This is a genomic window from Gordonia sp. CPCC 206044, assembly GCF_048537895.1.
GTDB lineage: Bacteria > Actinomycetota > Actinomycetes > Mycobacteriales > Mycobacteriaceae > Gordonia.
This window is the reverse complement of the sequence record NZ_JBCLVL010000007.1, coordinates 35,031-61,170: the sequence shown is the minus strand read 5'-3', so window position 1 is coordinate 61,170 and position 26,140 is coordinate 35,031. Positions and strand designations below refer to the sequence as shown.

The window sequence follows — 26,140 nt, the reverse complement described above, 5'->3', positions numbered from 1 at the left end:
CGAGTAGCCCGAGGCGTGTCCGGTGGTGGGGTTGCCCGGCGCGTGCCCCCGCTGGTCGAGTTGCCCGAGCCGTGCCCGGTGGTGGGTTGCGTGGGTGTTTGCCCTCGCTGGTCGAGTGTGTCCCGCTGGTCGAGTAGCCCGAGGCGCTAGCCGAGGGCGTATCGAGACCAAGGGAACCAGCCTGTGGACAACCCTCCGGCGCCCCGTCGAATCTGCGTCATAGTGAGTCCATGCCCGGCTACCTCTACATTCTCGAATGCGCCGACGGGAGCTTGTATGTCGGTAGCACCAGAGACATCGACAGGCGGGTCGACCAACACAACAGCGGTCGAGGTGCGCAGTACACAAGCCGCCGTCTGCCGGTGCGGTTGGTCTACTGCCTTCCGTGTGAGTCAGTCGCAGAAGCGTATGCGCTCGAGAAGCGTGTGCACAGTTGGTCGCGTGCCAAACGCCTGGCTTTGATCGACGGGACGTTCGAGGATCTGCCGGAGTTGGCGCGCAAGCGGTTTCGGCGGCGGTGACCCTTGTTCTCGATACGCCCTCGGCTAGCGCCTCGGGCTACTCGAACAGCGGGGAAGTGCTTGCGCTACTCGAACAGCGGGGGGCTACTCGAACAGCGGGGGCTACTCGACCGGCGGAGCTCAGCGGCGGGAGGCGGCGAGTTCGGAGCGCGAACGCAGGCCGAGCTTCGCGTAGATGCGGGTCAGGTGATACTGCACCGTTTTCGGGGAGATGAACAGTTCGGCGGCGACCTCGCGGTTCGACAGCCCTCGTGCGACGAGGGCGGTGACGGCCTCCTCCTGCGGGGTGAGGTCCACACTGTCCCGGTCGGAGCGCGCGGCGTTGATCCCGCCGGCCTTGAGTTCGCGGTCGCACCGCTCGACATAGGTGGTGGCGCCGAGGGACAGGTAGATGTCGCGCGCCGTACCGATCACCGCGTCGGCCGCTCGTCGTTTCCCCGCGCGGCGCAGGGTCTGACCGTAGGCGAAGTTGACCCGAGCGACGTCGTAGCGCAACGGGAGGCCGTCGAGGAGTTCGAGGGCTTCGTCGAAAGTTCTTCTGGCCAGGTGAATCTCACCGGTCGCACCCAGGTATCGGCCCCGAGCGTATTTGATGCGCGCCGATGCAGACCGACTGCCACGTTCGTCGACGCGTCGCTCGTAGTCGCGTAGGAGTGTGTCCGCAGTCTCCAGCTGGCCGTCGATCACCAGGGCATTGGCCAGCACGTCCACCCAGGGCCACCAGCCCGGCTCGGTCAACGCGGGCACCTCGTCGGCCATGTGTCGCAACGGTTCCAGCGTGCGGCGAACCTTTCCGTAGTCGGCGGCCGCCTCGGCGATCTGGGCACGCGCCAACAGTTCCGGAATCCGCATGATCTCGTAGTCGCCGATGCCGGTGGCCGAGTCGGCGACGGAGCGTTGCGCCTCATCCCAGTTGCCGCGCAGGGAATGGACCTGTGTGGCCGTCCAGTTCAACAAGGGGGTCGCGAGCTCGATGCCGCTGGTACGGGCGAGGGCACGGCCTTGATCGACACTACGGAGTGCGGGTTCCCAGTCCCCGGTGAGGAACTGGACGCGAGCAAGCCAGCCCAGGGCCCACAACGAGATCCGGGTCGAGCCGCCCAGGTTCGCCATCGACACCGCCGTCTCGAGATTGGTGCGGGCGGCGTCGACGTCGTCGAGGCCCAGCTGCAACCAGCCGCGGCCCATCGTGGCACGCTGCGCCTGGGCGCCGAATTTGATCCTCTCGGTCAGGGATTCGTACTCCGACACCGCTTCTGCCGGTCGTCCCGACCATGCCAACCCCAATCCGCGGATGACCGCCGCCTCGACACCAGCCGGGGATTGGCTGCCTGCCATCGCGATCGCACGGTCGGCCCACTCGACGAGTTCGGTGCCCTGACATCGCACCAGGTTGTGCAGAACGTAGCGTTGTGCGATGAGCGCCGCGGTCTCCGGTTCGCGATCGAAGTTGACGATCGACCACGCGCGATCGAGGCGGACGCGGGCCTCCGACGACCGGCCGCGCAGGATCGCCAGGTATGCCAGAGTGGCGTTGCGCAAAGGTGTTTCGCGAAGACTCTCGACGAGCGGGACGAGAGCACCGGCGCCGACACAGTCGCCGGCGGCGAGCAACGCATCGGCCGCGCGTGTCACCCGGACGTCACGACGAACCGGGTCGGCGGTGAGACGGCCGGCCTGCCGGTAGAGGCGAGCTGCTTCGGCCCAGGCGCCGTCGGCACCACGTTGCCGTGCAAGCCGGTCGAGATCATCGGCGAGTTGCGGATCTGCGGTCGGTGTGGCGGCCACCCGATGGTGCAGCCGCTGCGCCGGATCGGTGACGAGCTCGGCGGCACGACGGTGTGCGTCGCCGACCGCGCGCATCCCCATCGTCGCCAGCACGGCGGCGCGAGTCAGCGGTCCGGCCAGCCGTGGATGCGCGTCCGCCGGCGTCAGACCGGCCGGGTCGGTCAGCAACCCGCCGCCGAGCGCGTCGTCGAGGGCGGCGAGCGGGTCGTCGACCCCGGCGAGGGCGACGGCGGTGTCCAGTGGCTCGGTGTCGTCGAGCACCGCGAGGGCTTCGGTCAGCGCGCGGGCGGGTGGAGAGTACGCGGCCAGCCGCTCGCGCACGTCCTCGACGATGTACGACGGTGCAGGCAGATCATGGCCGGTACTCGACCAGAGCGCCGACGGCACCTCGTCGAAGAGGGCGAGGATGGCGCGCGGGTTGCCTGCGGTGTGACGGGTCAGGAGACCGACCATGGTCGGATGCAGCACCAGCCCGCGCCGGGCGGCGAGGTCGGCCACCGCGCTACCGGCCAGCCCGGAGAGCTCCATCTCGGCGGCGGGCAGCCGTGCGAGGGTCGTCTCCGGGGTGGTGACCGCAGCGATGATGAGAGTCCGCGCATTGCGATGCGTTCGGGTCAGGCTGATCAGTGACCGGATGGACTCCGGATCGGCATGTTCGGCGTCGTCGACGACGATGAGTGTCGGTTCCTGATCGTCGAGCGCCGCCGTCAAGGCGGTCGATTCCCGATCGCCGGTAGTTGAGACGTCGTGAACCAGTTGGCGCAGAACGCCGCCCGAATCGTCTGTTTCCCAGGGCGCCGACTGCGCCCACAGCGTGCGGTGTGAGCCGTGCAGATCGCGGTGCCTGCGTGTCAGCCGAGACAGAACGGTGGTCTTCCCGATGCCGGGATCGCCTCGCATGATGAGGATCTCGGGTCCGGTGACGGCCGCGGCACGGGAGAGGAGCTCGTCAATCTCACGTTCTCGCCCAATGCATTCCGGCGCGCCGATCATGTGCTCATCCTACGGCGGGTCGCCCGTGGTTCGGCCCCGACGACAAAACGCCGCACGAGACGAGTCTCGTGCGGCGTTCGAAGTGCGGTGCGAGTGCTTTACAGCGCTGTCACCGAGGTTGCCTGGGGTCCCTTGGGGCCCTGCTCGACCTCGAACGAGACGCGCTGCTGTTCCTCGAGGCTGCGGTAGCCGCTGCCCTGGATCGCGGAGTAGTGGACGAAGACGTCCCCACCGGTGCTGTCATCGGGAGCGATGAAGCCGAAGCCCTTTTCGCTGTTGAACCACTTGACGGTTCCTTGAGCCATGATGCTGTGTACTTCTCTCTATATGCACGCGGTGTTCGTGTGAATACCGCCGGTAGATCATGGCAGAAAGTCCACAGAAAAGCAAAAGCACCGATCGCGGATTATGGTTCGTCGGTGATCTCTGATTCGGCCGAGAAAGTCAATTCGACGGCGAGGTCGGCGATTTCCGGTGCGACAGCATGGTTTTCCTGCGTGAGGGGATGCGAGAAAAGACCTTCGAAATCCATCATCAAATGACCTCGAATCAGGGGCGAAAAGTTCAGTGGCGCACCAGCGGTGACGTGATCTCACGGGTCGGATCCCGAGCCGGGTCGAGCCGTTGTCGTCGACCGTAACACGCCCCGGCGCCGATCGAGAGCATCCGGCGGCGTTCGGTGGGTCAGCCCAGATCCCCGCCTGCCACCGGCAAGACCGTGCCGGTGATGTAGGACGCCTCCTCGGACGCGAGGAAACAGATCGCCGCAGCCTGTTCGTCGAGCGTGCCGTAGCGATGCATCAACGACGCGGCGAGCGTCTGGTCGATGTGTGCCTGGAACCAGTCCTGCTCGGTGGCGTTGGTCGGCTCCGGGGTACCGCGGGAGATGCGCCGCGGCGGGGCCTCGGTGCCACCGGGCGCAGTGGCGACCACGCGGATGCCCGCATCGGCGTACTCCATCGCCAACGACGCGGTGATGGCGTTGATGCCGCCCTTGGCCGCCGAGTAGGGGATGCGATGGATGCCGCGCGTGGCCGCCGACGACACGTTCACGATGACGCCGTGTCCGCGATCGATCATCGACGGAAGTGCGGCGCGGCACGCGAACAGGGTTGTCATCAACGATCGGTCGATTTCGGCGCGGATCTGGTCGTCGGAGAACTCGGTGAACGGTTTGAAATTGATCGCGCCACCGACGTTGTTGATCAGCACGTCGACGCGACCGAATGTGGAAAGCGCGGTGCGAACGACCGACGCCGCGCCGTCGTAGGTCTCGAGGTCGGCGACCGCGGACACCGCGCCGGGGCCTGTCGAGGCGAGTTCGGCGGACAGCTCCGCGACGAACTCGGACCGGTCGGCGAGCACCACCTTGCCACCCTCGGCGCTGATCCGCCGCGCGGTCTGCGCGCCGATGCCCTGGGCGGCGCCGGTGACCACCACGACCTTGCCTGCGAAACGGCCGGGTGTGACGAACTTCGGTCGGCGGGCCGCCATCTCGTCGGCCATGGCACGGCGCATTGTCTGCTTGGAGCGGTCGGCGTGTGCGGTGATCAATGCGCGTGCGGCGTCGCGGTCCCCGGATTCGAACGCGGCGACGATGTCGACGTGATCCTGTGCGCACAGCGGATGGCACCACGTCGCGTTGCGCAGCACGTCGCTCATCCGGCCCTTCACACCGAGCGCCTGGTACGCCGAGAGCAGGTGATCGTTGCCGGTCAGCGTGAACAGATAGTCGTGGAAGTTCGCGTTGGTCTCGGTGTATTCGGCGGCATCGACGAACCGGTCGCCGTCGACGTAGGGCACGGTCGTCTCCGCGAGCAGACGGTAACCGGCCAACTGTCTGGTGGACAGACGGCCGAAGGTCAGTTCGAGCGCACCGAGTTCCAGCGCGGCCCGCGCCTCGAACAGCGCGTCCGATTCGTGGATCTCCGGGTGCTCCTCACCGATCTGATAGCCCTCCGGGGTGATCGTGACGGGATCGGAAACCATCTGGGCGGCAGCGTCTTCCGGAGTCGTGGAGTCCGGGGTCGACCTCACAGTGGTGGCGTCGACGGTGTGCAGGGGTGCGATGGCGTCGCCGGGGAACACCTCCTGTCCGGCGATGCTCCGTGCCGGCGTCGCGGCCAGTGCACCGTCGTCGGCGTCGAGTGCGGGGGCCGCACCCGTGACGGACCATATCTGCTGCCCGGCGATGCGGGACATGGCGTCGTCGTCGGCCGCGGCGATCGACGTGGGTGACGGTTCGATGTCGGTGGGCGGCAACGTGATCTGTCCGGCGATCGCTCGTGCGTCCGGCGCGGGGATGAATCCCTCGTCGGTGACCGGCCCTGCGGACGGGGATTCGGCCGAGGGTTCGGCGGCGGCCTGCGACGTGTCCGCGGCCGCCGGTACGGCCAGGGCGAACTTCTCGTAGTAGAAGCCGGTCGGGTCGATGCCCGCATCGGCGACGTGCTTGCGGACCGATTCGACCATGGGCGGGGGACCACACAGATAAATGGCCACGTCACCGTCGTAGAGGTGTCCCGGCTCGATCAGGCTCATCACGTAGCCCTTGTTGACCGCGGCGCTGTTCGGGTCGGAGACGCAGTGGTCCCAGGTGAACCCGGGGAGTTCTCGGGCGAAGTACTCGATCTCGTCGAGGGCCACCAGATCGGTGTCGGTGGACACACCGTAGATGAGGTGCACCTTGCGCCTGCTGTTGTCGTCGTGCAGCTTTCGCAACATAGCCAGGATGGGGGCGAGGCCGGTGCCGCCGGCGAGCAGGAGCACCGGTCGGGTCGCTTCCCGCAGGAAGAACGATCCGTGCGGTCCGGTGAAGGTGATCGACTCGCCGCGCTGTGCGCGCTCGGTGAGATAGGTCGACATCGCGCCGCCCGGTGTGAGTTTCACCAGGAAGACCAGACGTTCCTCGTGCGGGCCGTTCGCGAACGAATATGACCGGGTGAGCAAGGCGCCCTGCCCGTCGTCGGTACCCGGCACGGAGATGTTGACGTACTGGCCGGGCAGGAAGGCGAGGTCCGCGCGGTTCGGGATCTCGACGCCGAGTCGCATCGTCGACTCCGAGAGCCGTTCGAGCTCCACGACGGTGCCGGTGAAGGTCGCCGCCTGTGTCTTGGCGATATCCGAGGTCGCCGAGATCTGGAGCACCAGATCGGAGGAGGGTTTCATGCAGCACGGCAGCGCGTAACCCGCCGCGGATTCGTCGTCGGAGAGGGCATCTTCGATGTAGCTGCCGCCGTCGTAGCCACCCGATTCGCAGAACGCCTTGCAGGTACCGCACGCACCGTCGCGGCAATCGAGCGGGATGTTGATGCGCTGTCGGTAGGAGGCGTCCGCGACCGTCTGGTCCTCGCGGCAGGTGATGAAGCGGGTGACACCGTCCTCGAAGGTGAGCGCCACCTGGTGGGTGCGGGCGTCGGAGTCGGTCGCGGCCGCAGCGTCGCGGTCGGTCGTGACGGTCATGGGCGCGCTCCTAGAAGTGATAGATGTCGACGACGTGGTGGATGTAATCGTTCTTCAGCACGATCGTCTTGCGGCGGATCAACGGCTGGTCACCGGAGAAATCGATCGTGTAGAACGACGTCCCGTAGTATGGATCCACCGTGTTGTAGCGGAAATACATGGTGTGCCAGTTGAATCGGACATCGACGAGGTCGCCCCGCCGTTCGATCACCTCGACGTTGTTGATGTTGTGGCTGGTTCGCGGTTCGGGAAGCGAAGTGGCCGAGGAACGTTCGGTGCGGATGCGGAACACGCGGTCCTCGAGGCCGCCTTTGTTGCCGTAGTAGATCAGCGAGATCTCACGGTGTGGGTCTTCGGTGAGACGGTCGCGGTCGTCCCACGACGGCATCCAGTAGACGACGTCGTCGGCGTAACAGTCGAGCCATTTCTCGAACTCTCGGTCGTCGAGGTAACGCGCTTCGCGGTAGAGGAACTGCTCGATCATGTTCTGCGTGATCAGCTTCGGTCCTGCGGACGCCTGTGCGTGGGTGCCGGGTGTGATGTCTGCGGTGGTCATCGGATCGTCCTGTCTGGCGGGTTCGGGGTTGCCGGTGTGACGGGTCAGGAGTTCGCCGAGGTTTCCTCGGCGGCCGCGGCCTTGCGCATCGTCTCCAACCAGTACCCGTGCTGGACCGGATAGAGTCCCTCGTCCTCGTTCTTCATGCCGGCCGAGATCACTCCGCTCATGCCGAGGCTCTCGGCCACCGGATCAGGACCGGTCAGCCAGTGTTCGGCACCCCGGCTCATGTCGTTCCACGGCGCCGCCTGCGCGCGGAAGGTGAGCTGGCAGGACCGGAACTCCTCGAGATCGTCCGGCGTGGCCATGCCCGAGGCATTGAAGAAATCCTCGTACTGGCGGATTCGATGGGCGCGCGCCTCGTCACTCTCACCCTTCGGGGCGATGCAGTAGATCGTGACCTCGGTCTTGTCCGGCGCGATCGGTCGGAAGTGCCGGATCTGTGTCGAGAACTGGTCCATCAGATAGACATTCGGGTAGAGGCACAGGTTGCGCGAACCCTTGACCATGAACTCGCCCTTGGCGTCGCCGAAGCGTTCCTTGAGCTGATCCATCTTGTCCCACAGTGGGCGATCCTGCGGGTTGGCTGCCCACGTCCACAGGCAGAGATGGCCGTTCGGGTACGACCAGTAGCCGCCACCGGACTTTCCCCAGCCGCCGGCGTCGAGCGCCTTGGTGTCGTTCGTGGATTCGCCGGTGCCGCGTCGGGAGGTGGTGGCCGCGTAGTTCCAGTGCGTCGCGGTGACGTGGTAGCCGTCGGCGCCGTTCTCCGCCTGGACTTTCCAGTTGCCGTCGTAGGTGTAGGTGGAGGACCCGCGCAGCACCTCGAGTCCGTCCGGGGACTGGTCGACGAGCATGTCGATCACCTTGGTGGTGTCACCGAGATGTTCGTCGAGGGAGGTGACGTCGGGGTTGAGGCTGCCGAAGAGGAATCCTCGGTAGCTGTCGAAGCGGGCGACCTTGGTCAGGTTGTGAGAACCGTTGACGTCGAACGTGTCCGGGTAGCCTGCCCCTTCCGGATCCTTGACCTTGAGCAGTGTGCCGTCGTTACGGAACGTCCAGCCGTGGAACGGGCAGGTCAGGGTCATCCGGTTGTCGGTCTTGCGTCGGCAGATCATCGCCCCGCGGTGTGCGCAGGCGTTGATCAGGCAGTTCAGTTCGCCGTCTTTGCTCCGGGTGATCACCACCGGCTGCCGTCCGATGTAGGTGGTGAAGTAGTCACCGGGCTCGGGGACCTGGCTCTCGTGCGCGAGATAGATCCAGTTGCCCTCGAAGATGTGGCGCATCTCCAGTTCGAAGATCTCCTCGTCGGTGAAGATGCGCCGGTTGGCGCGGAAGACGCCGGCATCGTGGTCGTCGATGACCGCGTCGGCCAGGACTGACTTGACGTGATGCAGGTTCTCGATCGACGCGGTCATGCTCTACCTCCATGAATGTGGGCTGTACTTGCACTGTGGCATCACGTGTCGCCGATCACACCAGGACAATTGCTAGTCCTGACCAAGCATTCGATTGATCCATTGTATTTATCAATCAGTGCATAACGTGTCCTTGTCTCGTATGGATGTCCGACCTACGGTGATGTCATACGTGGTGCCCATCACATCGGTTCACCATGGGAGAACGAGACAGGAAGTGCGCGGTCCATGGAGTTACGGCATCTTCGCTATTTCGCAGCCGTCGCGGAGACCTGCCATTTCGGACAGGCCGCTGCACAGCTGCATGTCGCCCAGCCTGCGCTCTCCTACGCGATCAGGCAGCTCGAGTCCGAACTCGACGTCACCCTGTTCACCCGCACCACCAGGCAGGTGTCGCTCACCCCGGCCGGTGACTACCTGAAAGCCGAGGCGGACCGCATCCTCGCGGAGGTCGACGACGCCGTCGACGGTGTCCGTCGGATCGCGGCCGGACGCAGCGGCGTGGTGCGGCTCGGCATCACCGGCATCGCGGCCTTTTCACACCTGCCCCGGATCGCGCGCGTGATCAAGCGTGAACTGCCGTCGGTGGATCTGCAGATCCGCTCCGACATGCTCACTCCGGTGCAGTGTGAGGGCCTGCGTGCGATGGCACTCGATCTGGGCGTGCTACGCCCACCGGTGGTCGGTGAACAGATCGACGTCCGCACCATCGACATCGAGCCGATGGTGTTGGCGGTGTCGGTCGATCACCGGCTGGCGGTGGAACCCGTGGTGGCCGTGCAAGACCTGCGCAATGAACCGTTCGTGATGTACGACAGTCGGGATTCGGCGGTCAACGACGCCGCCATCCGCACCTGCCATCGTGCCGGATTCGTTCCGCAGCGCGCGCACGAGGCGCCCGGCACGGCGGTGCTACTCGCTCTGGTCGCGGCAGGTCTCGGCGTCGCCGTGTTGCCCGCTTCGGTGCGGTCGCTACCTCTGGAGGGCCTGGTCATCCGGGATCTGGTCGACGCGGGCACCGTCGAACTCGCGTTGGCCTGGCGTGACGGAGAGGCCAACCCGGTGGTCTCTGCCGTGTCCGATGCCATCGCAGCTGCCTTCGCCGTCGAGACGGTCGGAATCGATATGGGAGAACGTGCATGAAGATCACCGCGGTCGAGGCGATTCCGTTCGCCATTCCGTACACGAAACCGTTGAAGTTCGCCTCTGGTGAGGTGCACGCCGCCGAACACGTCCTGGTGCGTGTGCGCACCGACGACGGCATCGTCGGCGTCGCCGAGGCGCCCCCGCGCCCGTTCACCTATGGCGAGACCCAGGACGGGATCGTCGCGGTGGTGGAGAAGGTGTTTGCGCCGCAGCTGGTGGGCCTGACCCTCCTCGAACGCGAGGTTGTGGGCGCTCGACTGGCGCGTACCGTCGGCAACCCGACGGCGAAAGCCGCTGTGGACATGGCGATCTGGGATGCACTGGGCAAGGCGCTCGAACTACCGGTGACCGATCTGCTCGGCGGTTACACCGATCGGATGCGGGTCAGCCACATGCTCGGCTTCGACGATCCGGCGACCATGGTCGCCGAGGCCGAGAAGATGCGCGACGGCTATGGGATCCGCACGTTCAAGGTCAAGGTCGGGCGACGGCCCATCGATCTCGACGTGGCGGTGGTGCGCGCCCTGCGCGACCATTTCGGCGACGGCGTCGAACTCTACGTCGACGGCAACAGGGGCTGGACCGCATCCGAGTCCGCCCGTGCGATGCGCGAGATGGATGATCTGGGGCTGCTGTTCGCCGAGGAACTCTGCCCCGCCGACGATGTGCTGGGCAGGCGGTGGTTGGTGGGGAAGGTGGACGTACCGTTCATCGCCGACGAATCCGTGCCCACCCCGGCCGACGTCACCCGCGAGGTGCTGGGTGGCTCCGCCACCGCGATCAGCATCAAGACCGCACGGACCGGTTTCACCGGTTCGCGACGTGTCCACCACCTGGCCGAAGGGCTCGGGCTCGAGGTGGTGATGGGCAACCAGATCGACGGTCAGGTCGGCACGGCGTGCGCACTCGCCTTCGGTGCCGCGTTCGCATCGACGTCTCGGTATGCCGGCGAGCTCTCCAACTTCCTCGACATGAGCGACGACCTGCTCACGGTCCCGCTGGAGATCCGGGACGGTTACCTGCACCGATCATCCACGGCCGGAATCGGTTTCGAGATCGACGAGGACAAGCTGACCAAATATCGCATGGACCTCTGAGCAGCGGGTAAGGAGAACGACGCAACATGCTCTTCCACGTACGAATGGACGTGAACATCCCCCACGACCTCGACCCGGACACCCGGGCGCAGACCGTGGCGCGGGAGAAGGCGTACTCGCAGGAACTGCAGCGGTCGGGCAAGTGGCCGCACATCTGGCGGATCGTCGGCGAGTATTCCAACTTCTCGGTGTTCGACGTCGCGGACAACGACGAACTGCACACCATTCTGTCGGGCCTTCCGCTTTTTGCCTACATGACCATCAAGGTGACCCCTTTGGCCACCCACCCATCGGATATCGCCGCGGGCTGACCGGCCCTCACCCGCAGCGTCAGCCCTCAGGCCGCCACAAAGGAGTACGACCATGACCACCAGTTTCGATTCCGAAGTCAATGCCAAGGCCGCCGAGTCCGGCGCGAACGCCTCGGCCCGTTTCCAGGAGCGCATGTCCACCGGCGGCCGTGCAGGCGTCGTCGACACCGCTCGGGTCAACTACCTGGCGTCGAAGGTGGTGAAACTCCTCAACGACACCATCATCGAGGACAAGGTCAGCTACGAGGAGTACAACGCCCTCAAGGCATGGCTGATCAAGGTGGGCGCCGACGGCGAGTGGCCGCTGTTCCTCGATGTGTGGCTGGAGCATTCGGTGGAAGAGGTTGCCAGCGAGCACCGCGAGGGCAGCAAGGGCACCATCGAAGGGCCCTACTACATCGAGGGCTCACCCGAACTGCCGTGGAACGGGACCATCCCGATGCGCGACGACGAGCCCGGCAACCCGCTGGTGTTCAGCGGCCAGGTGCGCGCAGTGGACGGCACACCGTTGTCGGGCGCCAAACTCGAACTGTGGCACGCCGACGATCTCGGCTTCTACTCTCAATTCGCACCGGGACTTCCCGAGTGGAATCTGCGCGGTACGTGGATCGCCAACGAGGACGGGCGCTTCGAGATCCACACGTTGCGTCCGGCGCCCTACATGATCCCGACCGACGGGGCCTGCGGCCAGCTGATCGCGGCGGCGGGCTGGCACGCGTGGCGTCCGGCTCACCTGCACTTCAAGGTCAGTGCCCCCGGCCATGAGCTGATCACCTCGCAGCTGTACTTCCCGGGTGACCCGCACAACCAGGACGACATCGCGTCGGCGGTCAAGCCCGAACTGATGCTCGATCCGAAGGACAACCCGGCAGGCGAGGGCTTCGTCGTGGAGTACGACTTCGTGCTCGATCCCGAGGCCTGATCTCGGGCCGAGACGGGCCTTCCTCCGAGTGCGGGGACGGCCCGTCTTGGTGTCTCAGCGCGGTTCAGCCGGTGGGACCCGTTCAGCCGGTGAGACATAGTGTAGCCCACGGAATCTCGCGCTGCCGGCGAACACCGAGCTGTCGAGTTCAACCCCGCGGTGTCGAGCCATCCGCAACGCGAGTCGCAGGAGCATCTTGATGTCACGCGGTGTGATGTCGGGGAATCCGCCGACGAGATCTTCGAGGAGGTCGTCTCCGAGGACGACGTCGTTGCCCGAGGCCAGGATCTGCCAGACCTGGCGGGCATCCTCGGCGGCGGGTGGCCGGTACTCGATGATGGCCGCACAGCGAGCCAAGATGGCCTCGTCGACACCGTCGATCCGATTGGTCGTGAGAAATAGCAGGCCGTCGAAATACTCGAGAGTGCGCAGGAATTCGGCCACGATGGCGTTCTGTCCGAGATCGAGTCCGCGCTCCATCACGAAGACATCGGCCTCGTCGAGCAGCAACACCGCATCCCAACGCTTGGCGCGGTCGAAGATGACCTCGAGGTTCTTGCGGACGAGTTCGGCGGTGATGCCCAGTGAGCCGGAGTGGATCGAGTACAGCGGCCGGCCGGTGACCTCCGCATAGACCTCGGCGGTCAGGGTCTTGCCGACGCCGGGCCGCCCCTTGGCGAGGACGACGTTTCCTGCCGACTTGCCGTCGATGATGTCGCCGGTGAACACCGAGATGTCCGTGGTCAGGATGTCGAGCAGTTCGCGCTGCTCGTCGGGGAGGACCAGCTTGTCCTGCAGCTTCGGATCATAGACGTACTCGATGAGGTCACCGGTGTTCACATCGAGGAAATCCTGGGCGCCGAGGTCGAAGACTCGGACCGCGGTGATGACCGGTACGGACCCATAGGAGTCGCCGCCCCGGAACAGGATCGACGGCGCGACAGTGCGCAACGCGGCGATCTCGCCGGGCGCCACGTCGTGGACGACCTTGCGGTTCTCACGCTTGTTGGGTGATCGGTAGTCGTCGGTCCGGATGACCCGACCCGTGAACGTGTACTGCTGCCCGAATCCGTCGTCGATGATGCGTTGATATCGGTCGCGTCGGGCCTGGTACTCGGCTTTGAGATCTGTCGTCTCCTTGTACGCGCCGCCGGCCAACAACACGTCGGCGGGGGACTTGCCGACGATCTCTGTCTCCTCGAAATAGAGGACACGTGGTTTGCGCGATGGTCGTTTGACGGTCGCGTTGTCGGCCTCTGCGGTGAATTTGATCCGTGGTCCATGCGTCCGGTCCGCGTGTTCGAGCGTGATGTCCATGACGAGATAGGGGTGCAGATACCCGTCTGATTCGCGGACGTAGAGCCAACCGTCGATGAGGTCGGAGCGGAGGAAACCGAGGAGGATCTCGGCGGCGGCGTCGATGTGTGGGATCGCCGCGAACGATCCGGCGCGAGCACTCTGGATCGCGGTCACCGCACGGGCGAACGACTCGTCGCCGATCGTCTCCGCGGTCGATACCAGATCGACGAGCGCCGTGTCGGTGAGATCCCGGTCCACGATCGCGATCTCCGGTGACCGCCACGACTGTGCCTGCTTGCGTGCCGGCGAGAGGTCATCGGAGGACGTCGCGGCAACCAGATCAGTGGGTGCGACTAGCATCTTCCCAGGTTATCGGCGGTATTAGGTAGATACCAGTAGTCAATTTGCGCGCATTGATAACGGGTGGCCATCAATCACGGTGAGTCGTGATCGCTGTCACCCGATCAGTGCGCGGGCGAAGAAACCGAGATTCGCCGGTCGCTCGGCGAGTCGTCGCACGAAGTAGCCGTACCATTCGGCGCCATAGGGGATGTACACACGCATCCGCATCCCGTCGTCGGCGATCCGTTTCTGCTCGTCGGTGCGGATGCCGTAGAGCATCTGGTGTTCCCAGGAGTCCCACGCGCGGTCACGCTCGACGGCGAGTTCCTGTGCGGCCGCGATCATGACCGGATCGTGGCTGGCCACCATTGGATAACCGTTGCCCTTCATCAGGATTCGCAGACACCTCAGGTACGCTTCGTCGATTGTCGCGCGTTCCCCGAATGCCACCGACATCGGTTCGGCATAGGCGCCCTTGCACAACCGGATGCGTGCCCCCGCTGCGGCGGCATCCCGGCAGTCGTCCTCGGTGCGCCGTAGATAGGCCTGCAGTACGGTGCCGACATCGTCGAAGTCGCGGCGCAGCGATGCCACGATGTCCAGGCGCTCTGCGACGGTCGCGTGGTCCTCGGCGTCGACCGTCACCAGGATGCCTGCGGCATGCGCTGCCGCGCAGATGATGTGGGCGTTCTCCTCGGCGATCTTGCGGCCGTGCCGCGGTAGTGCCTGACCCAGGGCGGTCAACTTGATCGAGACCTCGAGCGAACCCGCTTCCGGACCGCACAGCGCCGACATGGCTTCCATCAGCGACAGGTAGGCCTCGACGACCGCCACCGCCGACGCCTCGTCGGTGGTGTCCTCCCCGAGATGATCGACGGTCACCGACAATCCGGTCCCGACCGCGTCGCGGACCGCGGCCAGCGCGTCGGCCTGCGTCTCTCCGGCGACGAACCGATCGACGACACGTCGGGTGATCGGCAGCCGCTGTGATGTGTGCTTGATGCGTTCGCTGCCTGCGGCCGCGGTGATGACCGGGCGCAACGCGGTGTCGAAGAGTGTGCTCACGGTGTGCCTCCTGGGAAGTGGGGCGTCGGGCATGGCTGTACGGGCCGGCGCCCGGTTATCTGCAGACGTGAACGGACCAGATCAGTGGGTCGGCGGCGCCATGTGTGGATACGCGGACTCGGTCGGCGGGACGAAGGTCTCCTTGATGGTGCGGGTCGACGTCCAACGCATCAGGTTGGCCTTCGAGCCTGCCTTGTCGTTCGTGCCGGAGGCCCGCGCGCCGCCGAAGGGCTGTTGGCCCACGACGGCACCGGTCGGCTTGTCGTTGATGTAGAAGTTGCCCGCCGCCTGTCGCAGGACGGTCGAGGCCTCGGCGACCGCGTGGACGTCGGTGGCGATCACCGATCCCGTCAGGGCGTATCGTGCCGTCGAATCGACCAGTTGCAGAGTGTGTTCCCAGTCCGCGTCGTCGTAGACGTGCACCGAGAGGACCGGACCGAAGTACTCCGTCGAGAAGGCCTCGTCGGTCGGGTCGTCGGAGAGCAGAACGGTGGGCCGGACGAACCAACCCTCACTGTCGTCGTATCCGCCGCCGGCGGCGACGGTGAGGTGCGAGACCGTCTTGGCGCGGTCGATCGCCGCGACGCTCTTGTCGAAGGCCCGCCGATCGATCAGGGCACCACCGAAGTTGGACAGGTCACGGATGTCGCCGTAGGTCAATTCGCTTGCTTCGGTGAGGAAGTCATCACCCATCCGTCCCCACACCGACTGGGGGATGTACGCGCGCGACGCTGCCGAGCACTTCTGGCCCTGATACTCGAACGCACCGCGGATGAGGGCGGTTCGCAACACATCCGGGTCGGCCGAGGCGTGCGCGACGATGAAGTCCTTGCCACCGGTCTCGCCCACGATCCTCGGATAGTTGCGGTAACCGTCGAGGTGTTCGCCGACCTCCCGCCACAGGTGGCGGAACGTCGTCGTCGACCCGGTGAAGTGGATGCCCGCCAGGTTTTCGTCGGCGAGCAGGACCTCGGACAGGGCGATCCCGTTGCCGTGCACCAGGTTGATGACGCCGTCCGGCAGACCGGCCGCCTGCAGCAACCGCATGGTCTCGGCCGCGGCGTACGCCTGCGTGGGTGACGGCTTCCAGATCACCGTGTTGCCCATCAGTATCGGCGCGGTGGGCAGGTTCGCCGCGATCGCGGTGAAGTTGAACGGCGTGATGGCGTAGACGAAGCCGTCGAGCGGCCGGTGATCGATCCGGTTCCAGACGCCGGGCGAGGAGATGGGTTGGTCGGCGAGCACCTCGCGCGCGAACGCGACGTTGAAACGCCAGAAGTCGATGAGTTCGCACGGCGCATCGATCTCGGCCTGCTGCACCGACTTCGACTGCCCGAGCATGGTGGCCGCGGCCATCCGCTCCCGCCACGGTCCACCGAGCAGGTCGGCGGCACGCAGCAGAACTGCCGCTCGCTCGTCGAACGAGGCCGCGGCCCAATCGGGTGCGGTGGACGTGGCAGCCGCGACAGCTGCCTGCGCATCGTCGTGCGTCGCGTCGGCGATCGTGCCGAGCACGTCGCGGTGCGCGTGTGGTTGCACCACGTCGATGCGTGTGCCGGCGCCGTGATGGTCTCGGCCACCGATGACATGCGGGAGATCGACCGGGTCGGCTTCGGTCTGACGGGCGAGTTCGGTGGTGATCCGATCGCGTTCGGGTGTCCCGGGCGCGTATGTGTGCACCGGCTCGTTGGTCGGGTGCGGAGGATGGGTGATGGCGTCCATGGGTTCAGTGGACAATGCGCGCAGACACCCCGATATGTCGATTCGGACAATTCTGATCGGCATTACTCGTCCGATCGGACAACATGGGGTGTACTGGACTCCATGACCACGCCGTGGGGCGTCACCCTGGGCCGGCTGATCCTTGCGTTGGATCGCACGGTCGCGACGCTGGTGTCCGCGCCCGACGGTCTCGACCAGCGGGTGTCGTCGGCCGCGTTGCTCGACGTCGACGACGTGCATCTCGGCTTGGGGCAGGCCGCCCGCGGTGCAGAGTTGTTCCTGTTCGTCGGCGTCCCCGACGACGCGATCGTCACCTGGCTGTCCGGGCTCGGTACGCACGGCGCGGTCGCGATCCTGTGCAAGTCGCCGTCCGAGCGGATCGTGGAACGCGCCGAGACCGCCCGGATCGCGGTCATCGCCATCGATCCGCGCGCCCGCTGGGAGCGCATCTATCACCTCGTGATGCAGGTCCTCGAGGGGCAGGCTGCTGCCGAGCCGGCGCCCGCGGGGGAGTCGATGAGATCCGGCGCGATCGGTGACCTCTTCGAGCTCGCCGGCGAGATCGCCCGCAGGACCGGGGGATTGGTGAGCATCGAGGACGAACGATCGCACGTCCTCGCATACAGCAGTGCCGGCGACGAGGCCGACGAACTGCGCAGGCTGTCGATTCTCGGGCGTGAGGGTCCGCCGGAGATGCTCGCCTGGCTCCGACAGTGGGGAGTGATGGACGCGTTACGCACCACCGACGGCGTGGTGGTCGTCGAGGAGCGTGACGACCTCGGTCTGCGTCCGCGTCGGGCCATCGCCATTCGTCGACCCGACGGCCCGGGTGAGTTTCTCGGGGTGCTGTGGCTGCAGCAGGGCAGCGCGCCGTTGGCCGCCGACACCGACGAGATATTGACCGGCGCCTCGGCGGTGGCCGCTCGGATGATCTCCCGGCGCAGAGCCGTCGGATCGGTCCACGACGAGCTGGTGCGCCGGTTGCTGGGGACGCGTGGCGAGGTGATCGACGCCGACTACCTGGGCGCACAGCTCGGAATCGCCTCCGATGTCCCGATGGTCGTCGTCGGGTTCGCGACCATCGGGGCGAGCGTCGACGGCATCGATCGCGCCGGCGTGGTGTCGGCGTTGACACTGCACGCGAGTGCGCGCAGTCCGTTGTCGGTGACCGCGATGGTGGGTCAGCGGGTGTACGTGGTGCTGCCGGGAGTGGAGACCGATGCGGCGGTGATCTGGGCTCGTTCCGCCGTCTCGGCGTCCGAGCGGCAGTTCTCCGTGAGCTCCCGCGCGGTGGTGGGTGGACCCGGGAACGGGCTGACGTCGGTGCCTGTCCTGCGGACCCAGGTCGATCGGGTCCTCGATGCCGCGGAGAACCAGGGCGAGCTGATCGCGGGGGTGACGACGGTCGAGGAGTCGCGGACCGGTGTGCTGCTCGGGGAGATCGTCGCGCATCTTGCCGCCAATCCGGCGTTGGTCGATCGTCGCGTTGTCGAACTCGCCGAGCTCGACGACCGGACCGGCAGCGAGTTCACCGGCTCGCTTCGGGCTTACCTGGATCATTTCGGCGACGTAAGCTCGGCGGCAGCGGCGCTGCATGTCCATCCGAACACGCTGCGCTACCGCATCCGGAGGCTGCAGATGTTGACCGGGATGGACCTCGGTGACCCGGCGACGCGGTTGGTGGTGGCCTTGTCGCTGCGAGCCGGATCGACCGTCGAGGAGAGGACCACCTGATGGTGGAGAGCATGACCAGTGCACGCGTGGTGCCTGTTGCGGTCGAAGCGGCCTTCGACCGGACCCTTCCGGTGCCCCTCGAGGAGCTGTTCAAGCACTGGTACGGGCCCATCGGGCCGGTACGAGAGACGGTCGGCGATGAGCAGGGATGGGGATCCGTCGGGCAGACGCGTACCGTGATCCAGTCCGCCGGAGGCGGATTCACCGAGGAGCTGACGCGCGTCGACCGCCCACACGCTTTCGGTTACCGACTGACCCGACCACGCGGCCCACTCGGTGCGCTGATCACCGACATCGACGGCGAATGGACCTTCGATCCCCACCCCGAGGGCACGTTGGTCACCTGGCGGTGGGATCTGCATTTCCGGTCCGCGACGGCCGCGCGCACCGCCCCGGTGATCCGACGGTTGTGGGGCGGGTACGCGCGGCGGTCCCTGGCAGAGCTCGAAGCGCTCGTCTCGACGTGAGAGGAGTGTGTCTCCCAATCCCTCGCAGTGGAATCGGGAGACACACCCTAGAGGATAGTGAGCATTTCGTGGTAAGTCGGCAACGGCCAGAGATCATCGGCGACAATACTTTCCAACTTGTCGGCGACGGCGCGCACGGCCGACATCGCCGGGATGAGGTTGGTCAGTGCGTACTGCGCCTCGTCCTCGACGGTGTCGCCGTGGAACTGATCGATGAAATCCTCCAGCCCCAGCAACACCGCGTAGAGGTCTTTGATGTTCTTGGTCAGGGTCAGCAAGGCCGGGTGTTCGGTCTCGATACCGGCTGCCCGCAGATGTGCTGCGGTGCCGGCCAATTCGCCCTGGAAGCGATTGGCGGCAGGCAAGATCATCGTCTTGGCGATCTCCACGGTCTCCTTCGCCTCTACCAGCAGGGCGAGTGAGTACTGCTCGAGCACGACGTCTTTGCGGGCCTGCAGTTCCCTGTTGCTCAGGATTCCGTACTGGCTCAGCACGTTCTTGATGTCCGGCTCGTCGTACTGGGAGATCGCCTCGACGGTGGTGCGCAGGTTCAACAGGCCACGGGATGCGGCTTCGTCCTGCCATTCCTGCGCGTAGCCGTTGCCGTTGAACACGACCGTTCCGTGTTCGACGATGATCTCCTCGAGCACCTTCTGCACGGCGGCATTGAACTCGGTGCCGTCGGCGACCTCTTTCTCCAGGAAGGTGGCGATGTGATCGAGCGACTCGGCGAGCATCGCGTTGATCGCGATCATCGGGTCTGCGATGGACTGATTCGATCCGGGTGCGCGAAACTCGAAACGGTTGCCGGTGAATGCAAACGGACTCGTCCGGTTGCGGTCGCCCGCATCGGCCCGTAGCGGGGGAAGCGTGTCCACCCCGAGTTCGAGGACTCCGGATTCCTTGCTCGACGTGGCACCGCCACCTTTGGCGATCTGATCGAACACGTCCATGAGCTGGTCACCGAGGAAGATCGAGATGATCGCCGGCGGCGCCTCGTTCGCACCGAGACGATGGTCGTTCGACGCCGACGCGATCGAGGCGCGCAGCAGGCCGCCGAATTTGTGCACACCGCGGATGATCGCCGCGCAGAACACCAGGAACTGTTCGTTCTCGTGTGGGGTGTCCCCGGGGTTGAGGAGATTGCCCTGGTTCGCGTTTCCCAGCGAGAAGTTCACGTGCTTGCCCGAACCATTGACGCCGGCGAACGGCTTCTCGTGCAGCAGACAGACCATGCCGTACCGTTCGGCGACCTTCTTCATGGTCGTCATCATCAGTTGCTGATGGTCGTGGGCGAGATTGGCTCGTTCGAAGATCGGTGCGATCTCGAACTGGCCCGGCGCGACCTCGTTGTGTCGTGTCTTGGCCGGGATGGCCTGCTTGAACAGCTCACGATCGAGCTCCATCATGTAGGCCAGCACGCGATCGGGGATGGCGCCGAAGTAGTGGTCGTCGAACTCCTGGCCCTTGGACGGTTTGGCGCCGAACAGGGTTCGTCCGGCGGTCATCAGGTCCGGGCGGGCGAAGTAGAAGTGGCGATCGACGAGGAAGTACTCCTGCTCGGCCCCGGCGAACGAGACGACGGTGTCGACATCGCTGTGGCCGAACAGTTTCAGGACGCGCATTGCCTGTTTGCTCATCGCCTGCTGGCTGCGTAGCAGAGGTGTCTTCTTGTCCAGGGCCTCGCCGGTCCAGGAGATGAAGATGGTCGGGATGCACAGCGTGTTGCCGTTCGGATTCTCCGAGATGTACGCGGGGCTGGTCACGTCCCAGCCGGTGTAACCGCGGGCTTCGAAGGTGCCGCGCAGACCGCCGTTCGGAAAGCTCGACGCGTCCGGTTCGCCCTGAAGAAGGGTCTTACCCGCGAATTCGGCCAACGACGCGCCGGTGCCATCGGGTTCCAGAAATGAATCGTGTTTCTCGGCGGTGAAGCCGGTGAGCGGGTAGAAGACGTGCGCGTAATGGGAGGCGCCCTTCTCGATTGCCCAGTCCTTCATCGCCGACGCCACGTAGTCGGCGAGGGTGGGATCGAGCGGCGCGCCCTTGTCGATGGTTGCCGAGACCGCTGTGAAGACGTTCTTGGGCAATCGTGATTTCATCACCGACAGGGTGAAGACGTTACGGCCGAACGTTTCTGCCAACGGTTCCGAGAAGCCATCGGTGTCCACCGAGTAGGTGGTCACCGCCTCGATCGCCTGTCGTCGGGACATGCTGCCACTCATCGTCACTCCTCGGATCGACACCTCGTCCGCGGCGTCAGGGGTGCATCGGGGACGTTTCGTGGTGTTGCGAGCGATATGACGCTATGAGCTCGATGTACCCGGGTGGTTTCCCCGGTGTTGCGGCCGCGAAAACGTGGTCGAGGTGGACGATTCGCTGCCCGGATCAGGCGGTGAACCGATCCTGCCGTGTGATGGTGACAGCGGCGATCACGATGCCCACGACGATCCCGATCAAGGTGTCGGCGACTCGGTCGAGTGCCGCATCCGGAGTCAGTCCGGCACTCAATGCGGTCAGCAGCAACGCCATCGGGGTGACCGCCGTCGAGGCGATCGCGTAGTTGGCAGGCGCCATGATCTCGGCGACGATCTGGCAGGCAACGATCGCGATCACCGCTTGCCAGTATCCGAGTCCGATGCCGAGCAGGATGGCGGCGATCACCCCGCCGGCGATGTTGCCGATCAAGCGTTGCAGCCCGCGCTGAACGGTGACGTGATACCGCACGCCCTGCATGGCCGCCATCGCGCCCATGGCGGCCCACATCGGATGTGACAGCCCGATCGCCGTGGCGATCGCGGCACTCGCGGCGATCCCCGCCACGATGCGAAAGCTGTTGGCCAGGAGATCGTTTCCGGGACGACGGGTGAGAGTGGTCCGGATGGACTCGTAGCGCACCGTCGGCGCCGAGACGGCCGGGTCCGGCGAGGCCGCGGGACGCAGGCGAGACCGAACCCCTTCGGCGATCCAGGGTGCCAGCGATGCGGCGGCACCGACGAGGGCGCCGATCGCGGCCGCCACCATGGCGCGTGTGAGGTCTCCCGTCGTGTGCGCGAAGCTGACGGCTCCGTTGGCTGCGAATACGAAGACCACGGCCCCTGGGCCGGTGATGTGCAGCGCCCCGACGAGCAGGGCCGCCGCACCGCCGAGCAGTGCGATCACCGCGATCTCCACTGTCAGCGGCGCGTCCGCGAGACCGATCGACGCCCCCACACCCACCGAGGCGACCGTCGCCACGCCGAGCACCGCCAGGCGGCCGGTGCGCACCCGATAGGGGTCGGGGCGGCAGAACGCGGAGATCAAGGCGCCGAGGGCGGCAAAACCCGCGACGTCGCGCTGGCCGGTCAGGCCTCCGACGACGAGGACGAGGCCCACGGCGATGCCGACCCGAAACGGGACTGCGAAGCCCGTCCGACTCATGTCGACTGCCAGGGTGGACCGCCACACGGAAGGCTTCATCGCGTGTGCGAGTGCGCCGCGGCGGTGCCGGACCTGATCGACGGAGGTGGGAGTGGCCATGGATTTATACTTTACCACTGTTTCACTAGTGAAGTAATCACGCGGACTGTTCTAGGCTATGAGGGTGACCACGTCAGATACACCGGATCTCGTCGATCGCATCCAGCAGGAGTGGGCGCAGGCCTATCCGGAACTCGATGTCGCGCCGATCGGGGTGCTTGGCCGCATCCAGAACATCGCCGCGGTGAGCAGTGGTCGGCTCGACCGAAACCTCGAGGCGCACGGTATCGGCCGGTCCGAGTACGACGTGCTCGGTGCACTCGCTCGCGTGGACCGACCGCTTCGGGCCTCCGACGTGGTCTCGACGACACTTCTCAGCGGGGCCTCGATCACGAAGATCAGTGACAGCCTCTCGCGCCGGGGTCTGCTGGTGCGTCGCAAGTCCGAGCGAGACGGCCGTGTGGTGCTGCTCGAGATCACCGACGAGGGACGGCGGGTGGTCGATGCCGAACTGCCACGTCGGCTCGCCGACGACGAGCAGGCGTTGTCGCGATTGACCCCGGTCGAACGCGAGACACTCGCCGCGCTGTTGCGCAAGGTGTCCGAGGCGATCGGGGGTTGATACCTCTCGTCCCGGTGCGCGGAGCATAGTGGGGGACATGGAACTCGATCAGGTCATGCGGACCACGTTCGCCGCGCGCGAGTACACCGACGACCCGCTTCCCGACGATGTCCTCTGGCGCATTCTGGACAACGCCCGTTTCGCCCCGAGCGGGGGTAACCGGCAGGGGGCGCACATCGTCGTGGTGCGCGACCCGGAGACCAAGGGGCGTCTGGCCGAGCTGGGTGAGCCGACGGTGCGTCGCTACGTCGCGCAACGGGAGGCGGGGGAGCGGCCCTGGAACCCGGTGCATCCCACCGCGGTCCCGCGCGATGTCATCGACGCCACCGACGTCCCGGACAGTTTCGTGGCCCCGATCCGCAATGCCCCGGTCGTCCTGGTGGTCTCGGTGGATCTCGAGGTCGTGGCCGCGGTGGACCAGGACTTGGACCGGATCGGACTGGTGAGCGGTGCGTCGGTCTATCCGCTGGTGTGGAACATCCTGCTCGGCGCCCGTGAGGCCGGATTCGGCGGCAATCTGACCTCAATGGCCGTCGGTCAGGAGCCGCAGGTGCGTGCCCTGCTCGGGCTACCCGATACCCACGCGGTGGCCGCCGTGGTGCCGATCGGCAAGCCGGTCCGGCAACTCACGCGTCTGCGCCGCCAGCCCGTCGACGAGTTCGTGACCCGAGAACGGTTCGACGGACCGGGCTTCTCTGCCTGATCGGTCGCGGGTCGAGTCAGTCGGTCTGAACCGACAGCAACTTTCCCAGCGTGCCGGCCCATCCGGAACCGGCGGCGATCCAACACACTGCGACAACAACTGCATCCGGTCTCACGCCCCGCATTGCAACTCCCCCTGGCATGTCGACAGCTCGCCGCCACCGTACACGACCTAAGTCATATGACTCAACAAGGTGTGCACGGGGCGATGGCGGGCGCGCCGATCGGTGTCAGATCATGGCCTTGTCGCGCTTCATGCGGCGGCGTAGATCGCGCATGAGCATCCGGCTGCCGCCGAATCGGATCGATTTGGGCAAGAACTTGTTGACCACCGATACGAAGGTGAACAGGTGTTGGAAGCGGCGGCGGTCGTCTTCGGTCCATTCCAGGCCGAGCTGATCACGGTAGAGCGGTGGCAGGGTGCCGATCGTGAGGAAGCGCAGCAGGTTGACGAACGGTAGTCGGATGAGTGGGTTGATCATCTTGAGGTCGACGAGGTCGTTGAGGAAGTCGCAGGTGGCGTCGTCGATGACGACTCGTTGGCAGGCGATGTTCCAGTAGTGGTCGAACTCGGTGCGGGTGGCGGGCCACATGTCCTCGGGGACCTGCAGGGTGGTGCCCAGTGTCTTGGCGGACTGGTAGAAGGTCTCGGCTTCCTCGGGGTTCATGACGCCGTGGAGGAGTTGGTGGGTGTCCTCGATGCCGATGAACAGGCATGCGGCGACCCACATCTGGAGTTCACGGTTGAAGGCGTTGTACTTGACCGGACTGTGTTCGTCGGACTTGACGTGTCGGTGCGCGGAGTTGACGGCCTCGCGGAAGGCGGTCTTTTCCTCGTCGGTGCCGAGGATGGCGACCGCCAGGTACTGGCCGGTGGTGCGGGCGCGTTTCCACGGGTGTTTGGTCAGTGCGCCGGATTCGACCTTGCTCTCCATGACGCCGTAGGCGACCTCGGGCCAGCCCAGTTGCATGACGACGTTGGCCGCGCCTCCGGCGAACGACCAGAAATCGATGGCTTCCTGGATGACCGCGGGTTTACGCAGGCTCGTGACGCGCTTCTTGCGAGTGGTGATCTCGATGCGCGTCTTGGCCGTCGTCAATTCCGGCCGGGTCTCTTCCAGGGGCGGAAGGTAACTCGCGGGCATGGTCAGCAGCACCTCTCGAGAGTCAGCACCGCCGAGCCTGTCGAACACCCGATCGGGCCGGACGTGTGCGGTGGATCGTGCAGTGGCGGAGGCGAATCGGACGCCGCACGTCCCGCTCCCCGACATCTGAATGCGCATGCAACCAGATATGCATGATTATGCGAGGGTCGACGTGTCGTGTCAATCACCTGCGCGGATGTATCCGACCGCCGCATCTGCGATGATCGAGTGTGATGCCAGCGACGAGCAACCGCCTCTACAACGGGGTCGACACCGAGGAGCGCGTGGCGCAGCGACGGGAACGGCTGCTCCAGACGGGCTTGGACATCCTGGGCAATCCGCAGGGGGATGCGGACCTGACGCTGCGGACGATCTGCCAGCACGCTCAGTTGGCGCAGCGCTACTTCTACGAGAGCTTTGTCGACAAGGACGCCTTCGCGGCGGCGGTGTACGACTGGGCGCTGGCTCATGTGATCACCGAGACCCAGGATGCGTTGGCGTCGGCCACGTTGCGTGACGGCACCCGGATCGGCGTGGCCCGGATGGTCGCCACCATCGGGGACGACCGGCGGATCGGTGAACTCCTGTTCGGTCGTCACCAGGTCAACGCCGTGATCGTCGCCAAGCGTTTCGAATCGACCGCGACCTTTGTCTCGTTGTTCAGCAGTCGGCTCCGGCGCGACTTCGAGCCGGATGCGGGTGGTCGTGCGCCCCTCATCTCCCACTTCGTCGTCGGTGGCGTGGCGCAGGCGATCGCGGCCTGGCTCAACGGTGACGTGGTGATCACCCAGGAGGAACTGATCGACCGGCTCGTCGAGATGCTCGCCGTGCAGGGGGTCGGTCGCCGGGCGCGCTGATCGTTCGTTGACAACGCGGTCGTCGCGTCGGTAGCTTCGCCGATGTGAATGCAAGCGTATTCACATCGTGTTGCGAACGGGACAGGCGATGGCGGACCACGGTGTGGCAGAGGTGATCGAGATCGTCCGCTGGCGACGTGCGTTGGGAGGCATCGCCATTCAGGTCGACGCTCGGCACGAGCAGGCGATCGGGGGCGTCGGGTCGGTGACCGGAAGGTGGTACCTCGGAGACGACCGGCACGCCTTGTGTCTGTCGGCTGAGTCCGGTCGCGGTGTCCGTCTGCAATCGAACCGTGCGATCGCCACGCCGTCCTTCCATGACGAGATGGCTCGCCAGTTGCGGCGTACCCACGACGGCGCGGGGGCTATCACGACGGTCGTCGACGTCGAGGGTGCGCCGGTGTGCGTCATCGCGACGGTGGTCAGTCCAGAGAGGGTGCCCTGACGACGTCGTCGACGTTCACATCGGCCCGACGGGCGGCCCGCGAGTGCCCGAACATCCACCATCCGAGGCA

General features: G+C 65.8%; 23 protein-coding genes. 11 read left to right on the top strand and 12 right to left on the bottom strand.

Annotated features, from left to right (window positions below; all coding sequences use genetic code 11):
* The first annotated feature begins 230 nt into the window (after nt 1–230).
* Nucleotides 231–521 carry a GIY-YIG nuclease family protein gene (locus AAFP35_RS12735; protein WP_419221998.1) on the top strand — a complete coding sequence of 97 codons (291 nt, stop codon included), beginning with the start codon at nt 231–233 and terminating at the stop codon, nt 519–521.
* A 120-nt stretch (nt 522–641) separates the two neighbouring features.
* On the opposite strand, the gene AAFP35_RS12730 is transcribed toward AAFP35_RS12735, so the two are convergent.
* From AAFP35_RS12730 to benA, 6 genes are all read right to left on the bottom strand, one after another.
* A complete protein-coding gene (locus tag AAFP35_RS12730) occupies nt 642–3,302 on the bottom strand; it encodes a LuxR C-terminal-related transcriptional regulator (RefSeq protein WP_419221997.1) in 2,661 nt (886 codons plus the stop codon).
* 98 nt (nt 3,303–3,400) lie between these two features.
* Nucleotides 3,401–3,607: a cold-shock protein gene (locus AAFP35_RS12725; RefSeq protein WP_419221996.1), complete on the bottom strand. Its 207-nt coding sequence runs from the start codon at nt 3,605–3,607 to the stop codon at nt 3,401–3,403.
* Between the two features lie 101 nt (nt 3,608–3,708).
* On the bottom strand, nt 3,709–3,837 hold the full coding sequence (locus AAFP35_RS12720) for a hypothetical protein (protein WP_419221995.1): 129 nt from the start codon (nt 3,835–3,837) through the stop codon (nt 3,709–3,711).
* A 149-nt stretch (nt 3,838–3,986) separates the two neighbouring features.
* Entirely contained in the window at nt 3,987–6,764 is a 2,778-nt protein-coding gene (gene benC / locus AAFP35_RS12715) for a benzoate 1,2-dioxygenase electron transfer component BenC (RefSeq protein WP_419221994.1), read from the bottom strand.
* 10 nt (nt 6,765–6,774) lie between these two features.
* Nucleotides 6,775–7,320 (bottom strand): benzoate 1,2-dioxygenase small subunit, encoded by a 546-nt coding sequence (benB, locus tag AAFP35_RS12710; RefSeq protein WP_419221993.1) that lies wholly within the window; start codon nt 7,318–7,320, stop codon nt 6,775–6,777.
* 44 nt (nt 7,321–7,364) lie between these two features.
* On the bottom strand, nt 7,365–8,738 hold the full coding sequence (gene benA / locus AAFP35_RS12705; RefSeq protein WP_419221992.1) for a benzoate 1,2-dioxygenase large subunit: 1,374 nt from the start codon (nt 8,736–8,738) through the stop codon (nt 7,365–7,367).
* A gap of 228 nt (nt 8,739–8,966) precedes the next feature.
* Here benA and AAFP35_RS12700 point away from each other — a divergent pair, with 228 nt between their 5' ends.
* The 4 genes from AAFP35_RS12700 to catA are packed head-to-tail and all read left to right on the top strand — an operon-like array spanning nt 8,967 to nt 12,214.
* The gene (locus AAFP35_RS12700; protein ID WP_419221991.1) at nt 8,967–9,881 is read left to right on the top strand and encodes a LysR substrate-binding domain-containing protein; all 915 of its coding nucleotides are present in this window, start codon (nt 8,967–8,969) and stop codon (nt 9,879–9,881) included.
* A complete protein-coding gene (locus tag AAFP35_RS12695; RefSeq protein ID WP_419221990.1) occupies nt 9,878–10,981 on the top strand; it encodes a mandelate racemase/muconate lactonizing enzyme family protein in 1,104 nt (367 codons plus the stop codon). The genes AAFP35_RS12700 and AAFP35_RS12695 overlap by 4 nt, the downstream gene beginning before the upstream one ends.
* A 26-nt stretch (nt 10,982–11,007) precedes the next feature.
* On the top strand, nt 11,008–11,292 hold the full coding sequence (gene catC, locus AAFP35_RS12690; protein WP_419221989.1) for a muconolactone Delta-isomerase: 285 nt from the start codon (nt 11,008–11,010) through the stop codon (nt 11,290–11,292).
* A gap of 52 nt (nt 11,293–11,344) precedes the next feature.
* The gene (catA, locus tag AAFP35_RS12685; protein ID WP_419221988.1) at nt 11,345–12,214 is read left to right on the top strand and encodes a catechol 1,2-dioxygenase; all 870 of its coding nucleotides are present in this window, start codon (nt 11,345–11,347) and stop codon (nt 12,212–12,214) included.
* 54 nt (nt 12,215–12,268) lie between these two features.
* Here the strand turns inward: catA and AAFP35_RS12680 are convergent, their stop codons facing one another.
* The 3 genes from AAFP35_RS12680 to pruA form a co-directional block, all read right to left on the bottom strand.
* Entirely contained in the window at nt 12,269–13,873 is a 1,605-nt protein-coding gene (locus AAFP35_RS12680; protein WP_419221987.1) for an AAA family ATPase, read from the bottom strand.
* A 96-nt stretch (nt 13,874–13,969) separates the two neighbouring features.
* Complete coding sequence (locus AAFP35_RS12675) at nt 13,970–14,920, bottom strand: proline dehydrogenase family protein (protein WP_419221986.1); 951 nt, start codon at nt 14,918–14,920, stop codon at nt 13,970–13,972.
* An 81-nt stretch (nt 14,921–15,001) separates the two neighbouring features.
* Entirely contained in the window at nt 15,002–16,642 is a 1,641-nt protein-coding gene (gene pruA, locus AAFP35_RS12670) for an L-glutamate gamma-semialdehyde dehydrogenase (RefSeq protein ID WP_419221985.1), read from the bottom strand.
* A gap of 102 nt (nt 16,643–16,744) precedes the next feature.
* Here pruA and AAFP35_RS12665 point away from each other — a divergent pair, with 102 nt between their 5' ends.
* On the top strand, nt 16,745–18,376 hold the full coding sequence (locus AAFP35_RS12665) for a PucR family transcriptional regulator (protein WP_419221984.1): 1,632 nt from the start codon (nt 16,745–16,747) through the stop codon (nt 18,374–18,376).
* Nucleotides 18,377–18,387: 11 nt separating this feature from the next.
* Entirely contained in the window at nt 18,388–18,843 is a 456-nt protein-coding gene (locus tag AAFP35_RS12660; protein WP_419221983.1) for an SRPBCC family protein, read from the top strand.
* A gap of 47 nt (nt 18,844–18,890) precedes the next feature.
* Here AAFP35_RS12660 and AAFP35_RS12655 read toward each other — a convergent pair whose 3' ends face one another.
* Nucleotides 18,891–21,065: a glutamine synthetase III gene (locus AAFP35_RS12655; RefSeq protein WP_419221982.1), complete on the bottom strand. Its 2,175-nt coding sequence runs from the start codon at nt 21,063–21,065 to the stop codon at nt 18,891–18,893.
* Nucleotides 21,066–21,228: 163 nt separating this feature from the next.
* A complete protein-coding gene (locus AAFP35_RS12650) occupies nt 21,229–22,359 on the bottom strand; it encodes an FUSC family protein (RefSeq protein WP_419221981.1) in 1,131 nt (376 codons plus the stop codon).
* 64 nt (nt 22,360–22,423) lie between these two features.
* Between AAFP35_RS12650 and AAFP35_RS12645 the strand changes: the two genes are divergently transcribed.
* Nucleotides 22,424–22,921, top strand: a complete 498-nt coding sequence (locus AAFP35_RS12645) for a MarR family winged helix-turn-helix transcriptional regulator (RefSeq protein ID WP_419221980.1) — start codon at nt 22,424–22,426, stop codon at nt 22,919–22,921.
* A gap of 37 nt (nt 22,922–22,958) precedes the next feature.
* Nucleotides 22,959–23,624 carry a nitroreductase family protein gene (locus AAFP35_RS12640; RefSeq protein WP_419221979.1) on the top strand — a complete coding sequence of 222 codons (666 nt, stop codon included), beginning with the start codon at nt 22,959–22,961 and terminating at the stop codon, nt 23,622–23,624.
* 229 nt (nt 23,625–23,853) lie between these two features.
* Here AAFP35_RS12640 and AAFP35_RS12635 read toward each other — a convergent pair whose 3' ends face one another.
* The gene (locus AAFP35_RS12635; protein WP_419221978.1) at nt 23,854–24,768 is read right to left on the bottom strand and encodes an oxygenase MpaB family protein; all 915 of its coding nucleotides are present in this window, start codon (nt 24,766–24,768) and stop codon (nt 23,854–23,856) included.
* Between the two features lie 233 nt (nt 24,769–25,001).
* Between AAFP35_RS12635 and AAFP35_RS12630 the strand changes: the two genes are divergently transcribed.
* Together AAFP35_RS12630 and AAFP35_RS12625 are read left to right on the top strand one after the other, a co-directional pair.
* Entirely contained in the window at nt 25,002–25,625 is a 624-nt protein-coding gene (locus AAFP35_RS12630; protein WP_419221977.1) for a TetR/AcrR family transcriptional regulator, read from the top strand.
* Between the two features lie 88 nt (nt 25,626–25,713).
* The gene (locus AAFP35_RS12625; protein ID WP_419221976.1) at nt 25,714–26,070 is read left to right on the top strand and encodes a hypothetical protein; all 357 of its coding nucleotides are present in this window, start codon (nt 25,714–25,716) and stop codon (nt 26,068–26,070) included.
* Nucleotides 26,071–26,140 lie beyond the last annotated feature (70 nt).

Bases quoted from the DNA above. Each gene is read 5' to 3' on its own strand.
- AAFP35_RS12735 (WP_419221998.1), top strand. From the start codon at position 231: ATGCCCGGCTACCTCTACATTCTCGAATGCGCCGACGGGAGCTTGTAT.
- AAFP35_RS12730 (WP_419221997.1), bottom strand. From the start codon at position 3,302: ATGATCGGCGCGCCGGAATGCATTGGGCGAGAACGTGAGATTGACGAG.
- AAFP35_RS12725 (WP_419221996.1), bottom strand. From the start codon at position 3,607: ATGGCTCAAGGAACCGTCAAGTGGTTCAACAGCGAAAAGGGCTTCGGC.
- AAFP35_RS12720 (WP_419221995.1), bottom strand. From the start codon at position 3,837: ATGATGGATTTCGAAGGTCTTTTCTCGCATCCCCTCACGCAGGAAAAC.
- benC (WP_419221994.1), bottom strand. From the start codon at position 6,764: ATGACCGTCACGACCGACCGCGACGCTGCGGCCGCGACCGACTCCGAC.
- benB (WP_419221993.1), bottom strand. From the start codon at position 7,320: ATGACCACCGCAGACATCACACCCGGCACCCACGCACAGGCGTCCGCA.
- benA (WP_419221992.1), bottom strand. From the start codon at position 8,738: ATGACCGCGTCGATCGAGAACCTGCATCACGTCAAGTCAGTCCTGGCC.
- AAFP35_RS12700 (WP_419221991.1), top strand. From the start codon at position 8,967: ATGGAGTTACGGCATCTTCGCTATTTCGCAGCCGTCGCGGAGACCTGC.
- AAFP35_RS12695 (WP_419221990.1), top strand. From the start codon at position 9,878: ATGAAGATCACCGCGGTCGAGGCGATTCCGTTCGCCATTCCGTACACG.
- catC (WP_419221989.1), top strand. From the start codon at position 11,008: ATGCTCTTCCACGTACGAATGGACGTGAACATCCCCCACGACCTCGAC.
- catA (WP_419221988.1), top strand. From the start codon at position 11,345: ATGACCACCAGTTTCGATTCCGAAGTCAATGCCAAGGCCGCCGAGTCC.
- AAFP35_RS12680 (WP_419221987.1), bottom strand. From the start codon at position 13,873: ATGCTAGTCGCACCCACTGATCTGGTTGCCGCGACGTCCTCCGATGAC.
- pruA (WP_419221985.1), bottom strand. From the start codon at position 16,642: ATGGACGCCATCACCCATCCTCCGCACCCGACCAACGAGCCGGTGCAC.
- AAFP35_RS12665 (WP_419221984.1), top strand. From the start codon at position 16,745: ATGACCACGCCGTGGGGCGTCACCCTGGGCCGGCTGATCCTTGCGTTG.
- AAFP35_RS12660 (WP_419221983.1), top strand. From the start codon at position 18,388: ATGACCAGTGCACGCGTGGTGCCTGTTGCGGTCGAAGCGGCCTTCGAC.
- AAFP35_RS12655 (WP_419221982.1), bottom strand. From the start codon at position 21,065: ATGAGTGGCAGCATGTCCCGACGACAGGCGATCGAGGCGGTGACCACC.
- AAFP35_RS12650 (WP_419221981.1), bottom strand. From the start codon at position 22,359: ATGGCCACTCCCACCTCCGTCGATCAGGTCCGGCACCGCCGCGGCGCA.
- AAFP35_RS12640 (WP_419221979.1), top strand. From the start codon at position 22,959: ATGGAACTCGATCAGGTCATGCGGACCACGTTCGCCGCGCGCGAGTAC.
- AAFP35_RS12635 (WP_419221978.1), bottom strand. From the start codon at position 24,768: ATGCCCGCGAGTTACCTTCCGCCCCTGGAAGAGACCCGGCCGGAATTG.
- AAFP35_RS12630 (WP_419221977.1), top strand. From the start codon at position 25,002: ATGCCAGCGACGAGCAACCGCCTCTACAACGGGGTCGACACCGAGGAG.
- AAFP35_RS12625 (WP_419221976.1), top strand. From the start codon at position 25,714: ATGGCGGACCACGGTGTGGCAGAGGTGATCGAGATCGTCCGCTGGCGA.